Annotated in this window: 11 protein-coding genes; 3 read left to right on the forward strand and 8 right to left on the reverse strand. The window is 70.9% G+C overall.

Features of this window, described 5'->3' with window-relative positions; all coding sequences use genetic code 11:
* Nucleotides 1-41: 41 nt before the first annotated feature.
* The gene (locus AB0E24_RS33120) at nt 42-1,235 is read left to right on the forward strand and encodes a cytochrome P450 family protein (RefSeq protein ID WP_359382536.1); all 1,194 of its coding nucleotides are present in this window, start codon (nt 42-44) and stop codon (nt 1,233-1,235) included.
* A gap of 194 nt (nt 1,236-1,429) precedes the next feature.
* Here AB0E24_RS33120 and AB0E24_RS33125 read toward each other — a convergent pair whose 3' ends face one another.
* The 7 genes from AB0E24_RS33125 to dhaK all read right to left on the reverse strand — a co-directional run bounded on the left by AB0E24_RS33125 (nt 1,430) and on the right by dhaK (nt 8,987).
* Nucleotides 1,430-2,791, reverse strand: coding sequence for a cytochrome P450 (locus AB0E24_RS33125; RefSeq protein WP_069871531.1), 1,362 nt, complete (start codon nt 2,789-2,791; stop codon nt 1,430-1,432).
* 82 nt (nt 2,792-2,873) lie between these two features.
* Nucleotides 2,874-4,235 carry a cytochrome P450 gene (locus tag AB0E24_RS33130; protein WP_359382540.1) on the reverse strand — a complete coding sequence of 454 codons (1,362 nt, stop codon included), beginning with the start codon at nt 4,233-4,235 and terminating at the stop codon, nt 2,874-2,876.
* Between the two features lie 14 nt (nt 4,236-4,249).
* Nucleotides 4,250-5,173 (reverse strand): terpene synthase family protein, encoded by a 924-nt coding sequence (locus AB0E24_RS33135; RefSeq protein WP_359382543.1) that lies wholly within the window; start codon nt 5,171-5,173, stop codon nt 4,250-4,252.
* Nucleotides 5,170-6,249, reverse strand: coding sequence for a polyprenyl synthetase family protein (locus AB0E24_RS33140; protein WP_069871350.1), 1,080 nt, complete (start codon nt 6,247-6,249; stop codon nt 5,170-5,172). The genes AB0E24_RS33135 and AB0E24_RS33140 overlap by 4 nt, the downstream gene beginning before the upstream one ends.
* A gap of 637 nt (nt 6,250-6,886) precedes the next feature.
* The gene (gene dhaM, locus AB0E24_RS33145; protein ID WP_069871352.1) at nt 6,887-7,303 is read right to left on the reverse strand and encodes a dihydroxyacetone kinase phosphoryl donor subunit DhaM; all 417 of its coding nucleotides are present in this window, start codon (nt 7,301-7,303) and stop codon (nt 6,887-6,889) included.
* Nucleotides 7,300-7,905: a dihydroxyacetone kinase subunit DhaL gene (gene dhaL, locus AB0E24_RS33150; protein WP_069871533.1), complete on the reverse strand. Its 606-nt coding sequence runs from the start codon at nt 7,903-7,905 to the stop codon at nt 7,300-7,302. The genes dhaM and dhaL overlap by 4 nt, the downstream gene beginning before the upstream one ends.
* An 89-nt stretch (nt 7,906-7,994) precedes the next feature.
* Nucleotides 7,995-8,987: a dihydroxyacetone kinase subunit DhaK gene (gene dhaK, locus AB0E24_RS33155; protein ID WP_069871354.1), complete on the reverse strand. Its 993-nt coding sequence runs from the start codon at nt 8,985-8,987 to the stop codon at nt 7,995-7,997.
* Between the two features lie 142 nt (nt 8,988-9,129).
* On the opposite strand from dhaK, the gene AB0E24_RS33160 reads away from it, so the two are divergent.
* Both AB0E24_RS33160 and AB0E24_RS33165 read left to right on the forward strand, forming a co-directional pair.
* Nucleotides 9,130-11,238, forward strand: coding sequence for a pyridoxamine 5'-phosphate oxidase family protein (locus AB0E24_RS33160; protein WP_359382548.1), 2,109 nt, complete (start codon nt 9,130-9,132; stop codon nt 11,236-11,238).
* A 136-nt stretch (nt 11,239-11,374) separates the two neighbouring features.
* Nucleotides 11,375-12,553: an acyl-CoA dehydrogenase family protein gene (locus tag AB0E24_RS33165; RefSeq protein ID WP_069871358.1), complete on the forward strand. Its 1,179-nt coding sequence runs from the start codon at nt 11,375-11,377 to the stop codon at nt 12,551-12,553.
* A 53-nt stretch (nt 12,554-12,606) separates the two neighbouring features.
* Here the strand turns inward: AB0E24_RS33165 and AB0E24_RS33170 are convergent, their stop codons facing one another.
* Nucleotides 12,607-15,000 (reverse strand): ATP-binding cassette domain-containing protein, encoded by a 2,394-nt coding sequence (locus tag AB0E24_RS33170; RefSeq protein ID WP_147966516.1) that lies wholly within the window; start codon nt 14,998-15,000, stop codon nt 12,607-12,609.
* Between the last annotated feature and the right edge of the window lie 31 nt (nt 15,001-15,031).

Raw genomic sequence — 15,031 nt, forward strand, 5'->3', positions numbered from 1 at the left:
TCTGGCTTCGGGGGAAGCCGTCAACCGACTGAGGGGATCACATGCCCCAGGATCTGTCCGCGCTCGGCGCGGATTTCGTCGTCAACCCGTATCCGGTCTATGCACGTCTGCGGGAACGGGGCCCGGTCCACCGGGTGCGCACGGACACCTCCGGTGTGTTCTGGCTCGTCGTCGGCCATGAAGAGGCCCGCGCCGCGCTGACCGATCCCCGGCTGAGCAATGACGTACGTCACTCGGCCGCGTGGCAGGACGACGGCGGCAATGCCATCGGACGGAACATGGTGCAGACCGACCCGCCGCACCACACCCGGCTGCGGGGGCTGGTGGCCCGCACGTTCACCCCGGGACGGATCGAGGCCCTGCGCCCCCGCGTCCAGCGGATCGCGGACGAACTCCTGGACGCCATGGTCCCGCTGGGCCGCGCGGATCTCGTCGAGGACTACGCGTTGCCGCTGCCCCTGGCCGTCATCTGCGAGCTGCTGGGGGTGCCGGAGACGGACCGTAAGGTGTTCCACGACTGGTATCTGGAGAGCACCGACCTGACCTGCCCGGAGACCGCCGGTGCCGCCGCCCAGGCCCTGACGGGCTACTTCGCGGAGCTCATCGAGTCCAAGCGCAGGGCCCCGGGCGACGAGCTGCTCAGCGCCCTGGTCCGCACGATGGAGGGGGACGGCGACGCGCTCTCCGCCGAGGAGATGCTCGGCATGACGTTCGTGCTGCTGGTCGCCGGCTACGAGACCTCCGCCAACTTGATCTCCAGCGGCACCCTCGCCCTGCTCCGCCACCCCGGGCAACTGGCCGCGCTGCGCGCCGACTGGTCGCTGCTGGAGGGCGCGATCGAGGAGATGCTGCGCTACGACGGCCCGGTGGAGAGCGCCGCGTTCCGCTTCACCCGGGAGCCGGTGGAGATCGCCGGTACGGCCATCGCGGCCGGGGAGCCGGTCGCGGTCGCCCTGGCCGCCGGGTCGCGTGACCCCCGGCGCTTCGCCGAACCGGACCGTTTCGACATCCGGCGCTCGTCGCGCGGCCATCTCGCCTTCGGGCACGGTGTGCACCACTGCCTGGGCGCCCCGCTGGCCCGTCTCGAAGGGGCCGTCGCCTTCCGGGCCCTGCTGGAGCGCTGCCCCGATCTCGCCCTGGACGGCGATCCGGCCGAACTCGCCTGGCGGCCCAGCCTGATGCTGCGCGGCCTGCGGCGCCTGCCGGTACGTTTCTCCACCGCCCCGGACGCCTGAGTCCCCGCCCACGGGATGTGCGCCCTGGCCGGCCGCGACCGTGCAGGCCCGGTGGACCCCGGCGGTCCGGCGGACCCCGGCACCTCGACGGATCCCGGCAACCTGATGGACTCCGGCAGTCCGGCGGACCCCGGCTGCCCGACGGACTCGACGGACCGCGGTGGCCGACCACCGCGGTCCGTGGGGCAGGGCGGTCAGCGTGGTTCCGGAATCATCCGCAGGGGACCGGCGGTGAGGCTCATCTGCGGCCTCGGCCGGATCTTCGTCCCCGGAATCGGGCGCATCCGCCAGCGGCCGGCGATCGCGGCCAGGGCCAGCGTCGCCTCCGTCATGCCGAAGACGTCGCCGATGCACTTGCGGCTGCCGCCGCCGAACGGCAGATATGAGTTCCGTGCCACGTCCTTGGCCCGCTCGGGGAGCCAGCGGTCGGGGTCGAAGGACTCCGGGTCGGGGAACAGCGCCGGATCGCGGTGCATCACATACGGGCTGATCAGCACGTCCGACCCGGGGGGCAGCCGCCGCCCGCCGAGCTCGGTGGCCTCGGTGGTGGTCCGGGTGAAGAGCCACGCGGGCGGGAAGAGCCGCAGTGCCTCGCTGAACACCCGCTGGGTGTGGGCGAGCCGGGGGACATCGGCGTAGACCGGGGCCCGCCCGCCCAGCACCTCGTCCACCTCGGCGTGCAGCGCGGCCTCGGCCCGGGGGTTGCGGCCGAGCAGGAACCAGGTCCAGGTCAGCGCGGAGGCGGTGGTCTCGATCCCGGCCAGCAGCAGGGTCATGACCTGGTCGTGGATCTCCTGGTCCGACATCGTGCCGCCGGTCTCGTCGTCCTGTGCGGCGAAGAGGGCGGAGAGTACATCGCCGCGGTCGCCGTCGTCCGCCGCCTTGTAGTCGTCGATCATGCGGTCGATGAGCTGGTTGAGCCGGTGGAGCGCGTCGTCGAAGCGCCGGTTCGCCGCGAGCGGAAGCCTGGCCAGCAGCCCGGTGGGGTCGATCGCCTGCCGGTAGGCGCCCTCCACGACGATGGGCAGACAGTGCTGGATCTCGGCCACGGCGTGCGGCGCCATATCGGTCGAGAAGAGCGCACGGGCCGTCACCCGCGCGGTGAGCGCGAGCATCTCATGGCTGACGTCGATGGGCCGCCGCGCCGACCACGCCGTCGACTCGGCCGCGCACTCCTCCTCCATCACCTCGGCGTACTTGGCGATCCGGGCGGCCTGGAAGGCGGGCTGCACCAGCCGGCGCTGCCGGCGGTGGTCCGCCCAGTCGGAGGTGATCAGGCCATTGCCCAGGATGGGCTTCGCCTTCTCCTTCACCGGTCCGCCGGTATCGTAGATCCGCGCGTTCACCAGCACCTGCTGGACCAGCTCCGGATGACACGGCAGAAAGACGGGCCGGGGCCCCAGCCGGAGCTCGACCAGATCGCCGTGGGCGGGCAGGGAGGCCAGGAACTGAAGCGGCTTGCGGCCCATGAGCAGGGCATGGCCGGCCAGTGGAAGCCCGCCGGGGGCGAGGGCGTGCCGCCAGTGGCGCGTCGCCGGGTGCTGCGCGGTCCTCATGCGGAAGATGTCCTTCATTCGCGAGGTGGGGTACGGAAGGTACGGGGCGTCCGGTCCGGGGCGGCCCCCGGACCGGACGGTGTCAGCGCGGCTCGCACACCATGGGCAGCGGGCCGGGTTCGAGCGTCGCCTTCGGCTCGGGGCGCAAGGTGGTCCCGGGCACCGGGCGAAGACGCCACCGGCTCGCGATCGTCGCCACGATGAGGGCGGTCTCGGTCAGCGCCAGGACGTCCCCGATGCACTTGTGGCTGCCCGCGCCGAACGGGAGCAGCGCCCCGCGCGGCACCTCCTCGGCGCGGCCGGGGAGCCAGCGCTCGGGGTCGAACCGCTCGGGGTCGGGGAACAGTTCGGGGTTGTGGTGCAGCGCCTGGGCGCTGTAGAGGATCATCGTGCCCGCCGGGATGGTGCGGCCGCCGAGTTCGGTCTCGGCCGCCGTGACCCGCATGGCCATCCAGGACGGCGGGTACAGCCGCAGCGACTCGGTGATGACCCCGCGGGTGTACTCCAGGGACGGCAGGTCCTCGAAGGTGGCGACGCGACCCTCGAGGACCTCGTCGATCTCGGCGTGCACCCGCTTCTCCACCTCCGGGTGGGCGCCCAGGAGATGGAAGACGAAGGCGAGGGTGGAGGCGGTGGTCTCGCTCCCGGCGACCAGGAAGGTGACCACCTGGTCCAGGACCTCGCCGTCGTCCAATCCCCTCCCGGTCTCGGGGTGTTCGGCGCGCAGCAGCGTGGAGAGCAGATCGCCGTGGTCGGTGCCGGAGCGCCGCCGGTCGCGGATCATCTCGTCCACGATCTGCCGCAGCCGGGCGTTGGCCCGGTCGTAGCGCCGGTTGCCCGGCGTCGGGAGCTTCTCCATGATCCCCAAGGGCGCCATGGTGCGCTTGTAGATGCCGTCCGAGACGGTGCGCAGACAGTGGCGCGCCTCGTCGATCGTCGCCTCGTCGATCCCGGTGGAGAACAGGGTCCGCGCGGCGACCCGCATCAGCAGGGCGTGCATGGTGTCGCTGATGTCCAGGGTCCGCCCCGGCTTCCAGGAGCCGATCGCGGCGCGGGTGTCATCGGCGACCGCGGCGGTGTAGGCGGAGATCTTCGGGGTGTGGAACGCGGGCTGGATCATCCGCCGCTGGGAGCGGTGTTCCTCGCCCCGGGAGACCGAGAGGCTGTTCCCGAGCAACTGCCGCGCCTTGTCGAAGACCCCGCCCTTGTCGAACGTACGGGGGTTGAGCAGCACATGGCGCACCAGCTCCGGATGGCAGACCAGATAGGCGCGGCTGGGCCCCAGCCTGACCTCCACCAGATCGCCGTGGGCGGGCAGGGAGGCCAGGAACTGGAGCGGTTGGCGCCAGAGCGCCAGGGTGTGCCCCAGCAGCGGCACCGAGCCGGGCGCCGTGCCGGTGGTCCAGGAGCGCTCCGGCTGTGCGGAGCTCTTCGCGGGAGTCACGGTTCCCCGTTCCCTCACCGGATGCGGGAGTTGACGTCGTTGATGGCCGTCTTGTAGCGCTTGTTGCTGGTGGTCCAGACGAAGTTGCCGTAGATCAGATCGAGGAAGACGTCCTGCGTCAGCTGGTCGAACGCCTTGATGCACTCGATGTCCTCGATCATGTCGTCGAGGCGGGCCTGGAAGAACTCCTTGAACGCCGTCTCGTCGCTCACATCGCAGAGCCGGAAACAGTTGGTGATCTGTCCCAGGGAGACCTCGCGGTCATAGGAGTAGAAGTCGTTGACGATGGTGAGTCCGCGGGTGGTCATCCGTGCGGCCAGGCTTGTCTTGGCGTGTTCGGTGAACTCCGGATGCCGGTAGATCGGATACGACATCTTCATCCAGAAGTCGACACCGATGTCCGTGACCCGGAAACGGAAATACTGCTCCGGGGACGTGGTGCACAGCGCCGCCTTGATGGGTGAGTCGCGGAACATGTGATCACTGGTGACGAAGGCGCGCGCCGCCTCGTACGCGACCTCCGCGTCCTCGGGGCTGTAGTACTTCTCGCAGATCTTGCGCAGCTGGGGCAGGAAGAGATCGAAGTCGTGCAGCGCGGGATCCATGTCGTCCCATACGAAGGTCACGCAGTTCAGGACGCAGACGGCCTTGAACGCCTCCATGTCCTTGATATGGCGGGGGCTCTGGGACCAGAGCACCACCCCCACATAGGAGATCCAGCGCTCATCGGAAACCGATTTGCCGAGGGGGGCCACCGCCGCGTTGCAGTCGTCTATGACCTCGCGCAGTTCGGCGTCGGTCAATTCGACCTTGGTGGGCCGGGTGACGACATAGCGGTCGAACATCTCCTGGAAGCGGCGGGTGCACTCCTCCAGGTACGGGCGGACGCTGGTCCGGCTGATGTCCTGGGCCCCGGCCGTGGAAGGTCCGGTCGTCATGAGTTCCTCACAGTGGCCATGCGGGCGATCTGCTTGAGCGCGTGGACCGCGTCCGCGGTGAATGGGGCGTCGTCGAGGGCCCGCAGGGCCTGCGTCCGGCGGTCGTCGATCATCTGCTCGACGGCCTCCCGGGCGGTGGTGGCGGCGAAGATCTCCTGAACGGTCGCGGCGTCCCGCTCGTCCAGCAGCGGATTGCCGATGAGGCTGCGCAGCCGCGCCGCCTGGACGCTGTCGGAGCCGCGCAGGGCGAGCGCGATCAGGGTGGTGTTCTTCCCGGCCCGCAGATCGTCCAGCTGGGACTTGCCGGTCGACTCCGGATCGCCGTACACGCCCAGCAGATCGTCGCGCAGCTGGAACGCCTCGCCCAGCGGCAGGGCGTAGGCGCTGATCGCCTCCATGGCGTCCGGGCCGGCGCCCGCGATGGCGGCTCCGACGTGCAGCGGACGCTCGATGGTGTACTTGGCGGTCTTGTACCGGATGACGGTGAGGGTGGCCTCGATGTCGTCGGTCAGCTCCCCGGTGGCCTGGAGATCGAGGTACTGGCCCAGCATCACCTCGGTGCGCATCTCCGACAGCAGCGGCAGTACGGCGTTGAACTGGGCGGGGGTGAGGCCGGCCGAGTGCAGGAGCTCGTCCGACCAGGTGAGTGCGAGGTCGCCGAGCAGCACCGCCCCGCCGACCCCGAACCGCTCGATCTGATCGGGCCTGCGGTCGGCGGCGCACAGCGCGGCCAGGGTGCGATGGATGGTCGGCCGGCCGCGGCGGGTGTCGCTGTCGTCCATGACGTCGTCGTGGATCAGCGCGAAGGCGTGGAACATCTCCAGGCAGGCGGCCACCCGGAACACCGCCTCGGTGTCCTCCCCGTTGCCGACGGCCTGCCAGCCGGTGACACACAACAGGGGGCGTATGCGTTTTCCGCCGGACAGGAAATCCCGGAGCAGCCCGGAGAGATACGGCAGATGGTGTTGCGGTGTGGTGCGGGCCTTGGCCGCCAGAAAGTCTTCGAGTACGACGTCCACCGACTCACGGACGGTATCCGCATCCAAGCGGCCGGGGCTGAGCGTGGGTGTGGTCATGCGACTGACTCCTCCACGTCGAAATGTCGAAATCCGTTGATTAACGAGAAAAAAACAGGAACGCGGAAACCCCTGCTTTGTATGGAAAAGATGGATTGCCGATCGTGCTGAGTGCGGCACCATGAAGGCGGACGCGGGGTGCTACCGCCGCCCCATGGCCGAAGTGCCGAACGCGCCGCGACGGGCGCGCGTAGTTCAGACGCTCAGGGAGCCATGGGGCAGGCGCGGTCGGGTCATTTCCGCGCATGGAATCCGGGCCGGGCGGCAATGGGGTCCCGGCGGGCGCGGCACCCGCGTGGACATCATCGTTTCGATGGATGCCAGGTGCGCGCGGGCACACTCAATTACGTCCACTTATTCCCCCTGAGTGCCGCCGGTCCCCCCACTCGGACATGAGCAGTCTAGACGCAAGATCGACGGATTCGGAAGCCCGTTCTGCTATCGCGCCTATCACTTGGCGGGCGGGGGTCCGGGGTGCTGTCGCCGTGCCCGGTGCGGTCCGAAACCGGGCAACTCGCCCCGTACGCGCCGAGTATCAGGGAAATACGCGGCCGCGCAATATGCGCGCGGTGACTTCGTTGAAAGCTGAACGGGCCTCGCCTTCACTCGGCGGGGCCCGTTCAATAGCGCGTCGCTATCACACCTTGCGGTAGTCGTACGCCTCCGAGGCCGCCTGGAGCACCGCCTCCACATCCGCCCCGGTGGAGGCGGTGACGAGCGCCGCGACCGCGCCCTCCACGAGCGGCGCGTCCACCAGCCGGGTGCCCTCCGGCAGTTCGTCGCCCTCGGCCAGCAGCGCCTTGACGGCCAGGACCGCGCTGCCCAGGTCCACCAGGACCGCCACTCCCGCGCCCCGGTCGACCGCGTGGGCCGCCTCCGCTATGAGCTCCGGACTGGTGCCGAACCCGCCGTCCTCGGTGCCGCCCGCGGCGCGCACCGGCGCGGTGCCACCGCCGGACAGCCCCTTCGCCATCTCGGCCACCGAGTCGGCCACCGCCGCGCTGTGCGACACCAGGACTATGCCGACCAGCTTCTTCTCGCCCTCGTCGGTCATCGCGCCGCCTCCGCGAGCGCCGCGATGAGCAGCGCCGACGAGGTGGCGCCCGGGTCCTGATGGCCGACGCTGCGCTCACCCAGATAGCTGGCCCGGCCCTTGCGGGCCAGCATCGGCACGGTGGCCAGCGCCCCCTTCTCGGCGGCCTCGCCCGCGGCCGCGAACGACCCGGCGCCCGCGCCCAGCGCCTCGACGGCGGGGAGCAGCGCGTCCAGCATCGTCTTGTCGCCGGGCGCGGCACCGCCGAGCTGCGCCACCGCGTCCACCCCGGCCCGCAGCGCGTCCGCCAGCTGCTGCGGGGTGATCCGCTCGGCGTCGCCGAGCGCCTTGCCCGCGCGCCGCAGCAGCGTGCCGTACAGCGGTCCGGAGGCCCCGCCCACCTTGGAGATCAGCTGGCGCCCGGCCAGGATGAGCGTGGCCCCGGGCGAGCCCGGGGGCTCCTTCTCCAGCGCCTCGGCCACGGCGGCGAAGCCGCGCTGCATGTTGGTGCCGTGGTCGGCGTCGCCGATCGCGGAGTCCAGATCGGTGAGACGGGCCGCCTCACGGCTCACGGACGCGGCCGCGGCGGTGAGCCATCGGAGGAAGAAAGGGGTGTCGAGCACGTCGTCGACGGCGGGTTCACTGCTGGACACAGACGCCTCCTCGGGGAGTAGCCAACGGCGACAGCGTACGTATCGTGGGCCGCCCGGTCTCAGGCGCCCCAGCGCAGCCCTGCGGTCCGCACGGGCGCGTCCCACAGCCGCAGGAGGTCCTCGTCGACCTGGCACAACGTGATCGAGGCGCCCGCCATGTCGAGTGATGTGACGTAGTTGCCGACGAGCGTACGCGCCACCGCCACCTGCCGCTCGCCGAGCGCCCGGTGCACCTCGGCGGCGAAGCCGTACAGCTCCAGCTGCGGGGTCGCCCCCATGCCGTTGACCAGTAGCAGCACCGGATTGTCCGGGCGCAGGTCCTCGACCACCACCTCCACCGCGTAGTCGGCGATCTCGCGGGAGGTCATCATCGCCCGCCGCTCACGCCCCGGCTCGCCGTGGATGCCCACGCCCAACTCCAGCTCCCCGGCGGGCAGATCGAAGGTGGGGCCGCCCTTGGCCGGGGTGGAGCAGGCGCTGAGCGCGACGCCGAAGCTCCGCGAGACCTCGTTCACCCGCCGGGCGATCGACTCCACCCGCTCCAGCGGCGCGCCCTCTTCGGCCGCCGCGCCCGCGATCTTCTCCACGAACAGGGTGGCGCCGGTGCCGCGCCGGCCGGCCGTGTAGAGGCTGTCGGTGACCGCCGCGTCATCGTTGACCAGGACCTTGGCGACCTGGATGCCCTCGTCCTCGGCGAGCTCGGCGGCCATGTCGAAGTTGAGCACGTCGCCCGTGTAGTTCTTGACGATGAACAGCACGCCCTTGCCGCTGTCCACCGCGGCCGCCGCGCGCACCATCTGATCCGGTACGGGGGAGGTGAACACCTCGCCGGGACAGGCGGCGTCGAGCATGCCGGGCCCCACGAAACCGCCGTGCAGCGGTTCGTGTCCCGACCCGCCACCGGAGATCAGCGCCACCTTGCCCTCGACCGGCGCGTCCCGCCGGACGATCACCCGGTTCTCGATGTCGACGGTCAGCTCGGGGTGGCAGGCGGCCAGTCCGCGCAGCGCGTCGGCGACCACGGTCTCGGGGACGTTGATGAGCATTTTCATAGGTGTGTCCGTCCTCCGCCGGATGGGGGCTGTGCACCGCTGCAACAGCCTACGGATCCGTCACGTCAATGGCACCCCTTGGACACTGAGCCGAATGGCCTAATAGGACGAAAAAGGTACATAGTCATCATATGGTGCGCGCATGGAGAATACTGCCGCACCGGCGGCCGCCGTGCTGCCCCCGCGCCCCCAGCCCCGCCAGCCGCGGCGGTACCGTCGACCGGCCCCCTGGCTCGGCCTGGTCGCCATCGGATACGCCGTGGTCCAGCTCGCCATGGTGATCCCGCACACCGGCCACGCGCTGGGCTGGGACGAGTCCGTGTACGTCTCCCAGGTCGATCCGCGCACCCCGCCCGCGTACTTCAGCGCACCCCGCTCGCGCGGCGTCAGTCTCCTGGTCGCGCCCGTGGTCGCCGCGACCGACTCCATTCCGGTGCTGCGCGTCCTGCTCATGCTGCTGTCCGCGGGCGCGCTCTACGGCGCCTTCCGGGTCTGGGCCCGGCTGCTGCCCCCGCCCCAGGTCGCCCTGGCCGCGCTGCTCTTCTCCGGGCTGTGGATCACCCAGATCAGCGGTCCCGCGGTGATGCCCAACCTCTGGGTGGCCATCGGTGCCGTCGCCGCCGTCGGCTGGTTCCTCCGGGCACCGGACGAGCCCAACGCCCGCTGGTGGCTGGCCGCCGTCCTCGCGGGCGTCACCCTGGTGCGCACCCCCGACGGGGGATGGCTCGCCCTGCCGCTGCTGATCGGCGCCATCGGGGTGCGCACCTGGCGCCCCGCCCTGCCCGCGCTGATCGGCGGGCCGCTGCTCGGCGCCGCCCAGTGGATCGGCGAGGCGTACGACCGCTTCGGCGGCATCGGGGGGCGGCTGAACGTCTCCAGCCATGTCGAGGGAGGTATGGGGCTCCACTTCAGCGTGGGCGCCGCGCTGCGCAGCCTCAACGGACCCCAGCTGTGCCGCCCCTGCGAGGTGCCCCTGCGCCACCCGGAGCTGACCGTGTGGTGGCTGGCGCTGCCCGTGCTGACCCTCCTCGCCGTACACGCCGCCCTGCGCGACCGCCAGGAGCTGCGCCGGGTGCGGGTGGGTCTCGGCCGCCCGGCCGCCCGGCCCCCCGCCGTGCCGCTGACCCTGCTGCCCATCGTCTGCGCGGCCGCACTCGCCCTGCCCTATCTGCTGCTCATCGACTACTCCGCACCCCGCTTCCTGATGCCCTCCTACGCCCTGCTGGCGCTGCCGATCGCCGGGCTGGTGTTCCGCGCCGTACGGGCCGCGCGCTCACCGCAGCATCTGGCGGTGGCCCTCGGGGTGATCGTCACGCTCCATCTGGCCAGCCAGTTCGTCATCCTCGACCACACCGCGAAGCAGTCCGACACCACCACCGAGCGCTACCGCACCGCCGCGCAGGGGCTTCAGCGGCTGGGGCTGCGGCCGCCCTGTCTGGTGACCGGCGACCGCGCCCTGCCCATCGCGTACCACGCGGGCTGCTCCTCCGCCCAGACCAGCGGGAACAACCGGTCCACCACCCTGCCCTCGCTGCTGCGGCGCGCCGCCCGTGAACCCACCGCGCTGCTGCTGCGGCGCGGCCAGGCCCGGCCCCCGTCCTACGCCCGCACCTGGGTCGGCTATCCGCTGCCGGGCACCGAGTGGAACGCGTATCTGCCCCCGGACCAGGCGCGGGAGTCGGAAGCCGCGAAATCCCGACAGGAGACGTCCGGAAACGGCGCGAGCATGGGCGCCATGACGACGACCTACCCGACCACCAGCTGGGCCGGATTCGAGGCGGCCGAGCCCACCTTCGCCGGCTACGCCCAGGACCGCTTCCGGCGCTACCGCCACCATGTGCTCGCCACCCTCCGCCAGGACGGCTCCCCGCGGGTCACCCCGCTCGAAGTGACCTTCCTCTCCGGTGAGTTGTGGCTGGGCATGATGCCGGACTCGCGCAAGGCGCTGGATCTGCGCCGCGATCCGCGGTTCTCGGTGCAGGCCAACCCCGGCCCGGGGGACGGGCTGACCGAGGGAGACGTACGGGTGAGCGGCCGGGCGGTCGAGGTGACCGACCCCGAGGCGGTCGCCCGCTTCGCCGAGGCGGTCCGGCCGCCCGAGCCCTTCCACCTCTTCCGCACCGAGGTGACCGAGGTGGTGCACACGGCCTCGGAGAACGGGGAGATGGTGCTGCGGACCTGGCGCCCCGGCCGGCCGGTACAGGTGGTGCGGCGCGGCTCCGACGACAGCCCGCCCCGGGTGGAGGGCTGAGGCCCGGGCCGTGGACCGGGTCGACGGGCCCGGTCCACGGCCCTTCCGTATTGTTGGAACACGTTCTACCGTGCCCCTCGATCCCAGGACGCTCCCAGCCCGCCGTCACGGCGCACGCGAGACTCCAGGAGGGGCCGTGGACCTCGAATACACCCCTGATCAGCGGCGGTTGCGCGATGAGCTGCGCGCGTACTTCGCCGAACTGGTCCCCGACGACGCCTACGCCCGCTACGCCGATTCCACCGGGCAGAAGCGGTTCTACCGCGCGACCATCCGCCGGCTCGGCTCGGACGGCTGGCTGGGGGTGGGCTGGCCAGAGGAGTACGGCGGGCGCGGGCTCGGCCCGGTCGAGCAGTTCATCTTCTTCGACGAGGCGGCCCAGGCCGGGGTGCCGCTGCCGCTGATGGCGCTCAACACGGTCGGGCCCACGATCATGCGGTTCGGCACCGAGGAGCAGAAGGGGTACTTCCTCCCCAAAGTCCTCTCCGGTGAGATCGACTTCGCCATCGGCTACAGCGAGCCCGACGCCGGTACCGACCTCGCCTCGCTCAAGACCCGCGCGGTGCGCGACGGCGACGACTACATCATCAACGGTCAGAAGACCTGGACGACCAACGGCGACACCGCCGACTGGGTCTGGCTCGCGGTCCGCACCGACCCGGAGGCCAAACCCCACAAGGGCATCAGCATCCTGCTCGTCCCGACCGACGACCCCGGCTACTCCGCCACCCTCATCAGGACCCTCGCCTCGCACGACACCACCGCCAGCTACTACGAGAACATCCGCGTCCCGGCCACCCGCCGCGTCGGCGCCGAGAACGAGGGCTGGCGCATGATCACCACCCAGCTCAACTACGAACGGGTCACCCTCGCCGCCCACGGCACCATGGCCATCCGCGCCCTGCGCGGCGTCCGCCAGTGGGCCGCCGACACCAAGCTCCCCGACGGCCGCCGGGTGATCGACCTGGGTTGGGTGCGCGGCCGGCTGGCCCGTACGCACGCCCGGCTGGACGCCATGAAGCTGCTCAACTGGCAGATGGTGGAGGCCCTCCAGCGCGACGCCCTCACCCCGCAGGACGCCTCCGCCGTCAAGGTGTACGGCTCGGAGGCGCGCCGCGACGCCTACGCCTGGCTGATGGAGATCGTCGGCGCCGCCGGACCGCTGAAGGAGGGCTCGGCGGGCGAGGTCCTCCACGGTGAGCTGGAGCGCGGCTACCGCAGCAGCGTCGTCTTCACCTTCGGCGGCGGCAACAACGAGGTCCAGCGGGAGATCATCTCCTGGATCGGCCTGGGGATGCCACGGGTGCGCCGCTGAGCCGCCGCGACGGCGCTTCCCGCGACGCCCCGGTCGGCCGCCGACGCCTCCGGTCAGCCGCCGACGTACTCCGCCAGGTGCTCGCCGGTGAGGGTGGAGCGGGCGGCGGCGAGGTCGGCGGGTGTGCCCTCGAAGACGACCTCGCCGCCCTCGTGGCCCGCGCCGGGGCCGAGGTCGATGATCCAGTCGGCGTGTGCCATGACGGCCTGGTGGTGCTCGATGACGATGACCGACTTGCCGGAGTCGACCAGCCGGTCGAGCAGCCCGAGCAGCTGCTGCACGTCGGCGAGGTGCAGCCCGGTGGTCGGCTCGTCGAGGATGTAGACACCGCCCTTGTCGGCCATGTGCACGGCCAGCTTGAGCCGCTGCCGCTCACCGCCGGACAGCGTGGTGAGCGGCTGGCCGAGGCGGAGATAGCCGAGGCCGACGTCCGCCATCCGCTGGAGGATCCTGTGGGCGGCCGGTGTGCGCGCCGCACCGCCGCCGAAGAACTCCTCGGCCTCGACCACCGACATCGCGAGCACCTCGCTGATGTCAAGGCCGCCGAGGTGGTACTCGAGCACCGACGCGTCGAATCGCCTGCCGTCGCACTCCTCGCAGGTGGTGGCGGTGCTCTGCATGATCGCCAGGTCGGTGTAGATGACGCCGGCGCCGTTGCAGGTGGGGCAGGCGCCCTCGGAGTTGGCGCTGAACAGCGCCGGTTTGACGCCGTTGGCCTTGGCGAACGCCTTGCGGATCGGGTCGAGCAGCCCGGTGTACGTGGCCGGGTTGCTCCGCCGCGAACCGCGGATCGGGGTCTGGTCCACCGAGACCACACCCTCCGGGACCGGGATGGAACCGTGGATGAGCGAGCTCTTGCCGGAGCCGGCGACGCCGGTGACCACACAGAGCACGCCGAGCGGGACGTCCACGTCGACATCGCGCAGGTTGTTCGCCGTCGCGCCGCGGATCTCCAGCGTGCCGGTGGGCTTGCGCACCGTCTCCTTGAGCACTGCCCGGTCGTCCAGGTGGCGGCCGGTGACGGTGTCGCTGTCGCGCAGCCCCTCGACGGTCCCCTCGAAACAGACGGCGCCGCCCGCCGTACCGGCGCCCGGTCCGAGGTCCACCACATGGTCGGCGATGGCGATCGTCTCCGGTTTGTGCTCCACCACGAGCACCGTGTTGCCCTTGTCCCGCAGCCGCAGCAGCAGGTTGTTCATCCGCTGGATGTCATGGGGGTGCAGACCCGTGGTGGGCTCGTCGAAGACGTAGGTGGCGTCGGTGAGCGAGGAGCCCAGGTGGCGGATCATCTTGACGCGCTGTGCCTCGCCGCCGGAGAGCGTGCCCGAGGCCCGGTCGAGCGAGAGGTAGCCGAGGCCGATCTCCACGAACGAGTCCATGGTGTGCTGGAGCTTGGCGAGCAGCGGCGCCACCGACGGCTCGTCCAGCCCACGGATCCATTCGCTCAGGTCGCGGATCTCCATCGCGCAGGCGTCGGCGATGCTGACCTTGCCGATCCGGGAGGACCGGGCCGCCTCGCTCAGCCGGGTGCCGTCGCATTCGGGACACCGGGCGAAGGTGACCGCCCGGTCCACGAACGCCCGGATATGCGGCTGCATCGACTCGCGGTCCTTGGCGAGGAAGGTCTTCTGGAGCTTCGGGATCAGCCCCTCATAGGTGAGGTTGACGCCGTTGATCTTCACCTTGGTGGGCTCGCGGTGGAGGAAGTCGTGCCGCTCCCTCTTGGTGTACTCACGGATCGGCTTGTCCCTGTCGAAGAAGCCCGACTCGGTGATGACCCGCACGACCCAGCCGTCCCCGGTGTAGGTGGGGATGGTGAATGGACCCTCGGAGAGCGACTTGGAGTCGTCGTAGAGCTGGGTGAGGTCGATGTCGGAGACCGTGCCCCGGCCCTCGCAGTGCGTGCACATGCCACCGGTGCGGCTGAAGGACACCTTCTCGGTCCTGGTCTTCTCGGCGCCGCGGTCGACCGTGAACCCACCGCTCGCGGAGACCGAGGCGGTGTTGAAGGAGTACGCGCCGGGCGGGCCGATATGCGGCTCGCCGAGCCGGCTGAAGAGGATGCGCAGCATCGCGTTGGCGTCGGTGGCGGTGCCGACCGTGGAGCGGGGATCGGCACCCATCCGCTGCTGGTCCACGATGATCGCGGTGGTCAGCCCCTCGAGCACATCGACCTCGGGCCGCGCCAGCGTCGGCATGAAGCCCTGCACAAAGGTGCTGTAGGTCTCGTTGATCAGCCGCTGTGACTCCGCGGCGATCGTGTTGAACACCAGCGAGCTCTTGCCCGAGCCCGAGACGCCGGTGAACACCGTCAGCCGGCGCTTCGGGATCTCGATGCTGACGTCCTTGAGGTTGTTCTCGCGCGCGCCGTGCACCCGGATCAGATCGTGGCTGTCGGCGGCGTGGGGCGCAGGCGACCGCGTGCCCGTCTCCGTGGCCATGCTCATCGTGTCTCCATCTGTTCGGGCGGGGACCGTC

It is taken from the genome of Streptomyces malaysiensis subsp. malaysiensis (assembly GCF_040653035.1).
GTDB classification, from domain to species: Bacteria; Actinomycetota; Actinomycetes; order Streptomycetales; family Streptomycetaceae; genus Streptomyces; species Streptomyces malaysiensis.

Coding starts and splice junctions, on each gene's coding strand:
- AB0E24_RS33170 (WP_147966516.1), bottom strand. CDS start 15,000: ATGAGCATGGCCACGGAGACGGGCACGCGGTCGCCTGCGCCCCACGCC.
- AB0E24_RS33120 (WP_359382536.1), top strand. CDS start 42: ATGCCCCAGGATCTGTCCGCGCTCGGCGCGGATTTCGTCGTCAACCCG.
- AB0E24_RS33135 (WP_359382543.1), bottom strand. CDS start 5,173: ATGACGACCGGACCTTCCACGGCCGGGGCCCAGGACATCAGCCGGACC.
- dhaM (WP_069871352.1), bottom strand. CDS start 7,303: ATGACCGACGAGGGCGAGAAGAAGCTGGTCGGCATAGTCCTGGTGTCG.
- AB0E24_RS33140 (WP_069871350.1), bottom strand. CDS start 6,249: ATGACCACACCCACGCTCAGCCCCGGCCGCTTGGATGCGGATACCGTC.
- AB0E24_RS33125 (WP_069871531.1), bottom strand. CDS start 2,791: ATGAGGACCGCGCAGCACCCGGCGACGCGCCACTGGCGGCACGCCCTC.
- dhaK (WP_069871354.1), bottom strand. CDS start 8,987: ATGAAAATGCTCATCAACGTCCCCGAGACCGTGGTCGCCGACGCGCTG.
- AB0E24_RS33160 (WP_359382548.1), top strand. CDS start 9,130: ATGGAGAATACTGCCGCACCGGCGGCCGCCGTGCTGCCCCCGCGCCCC.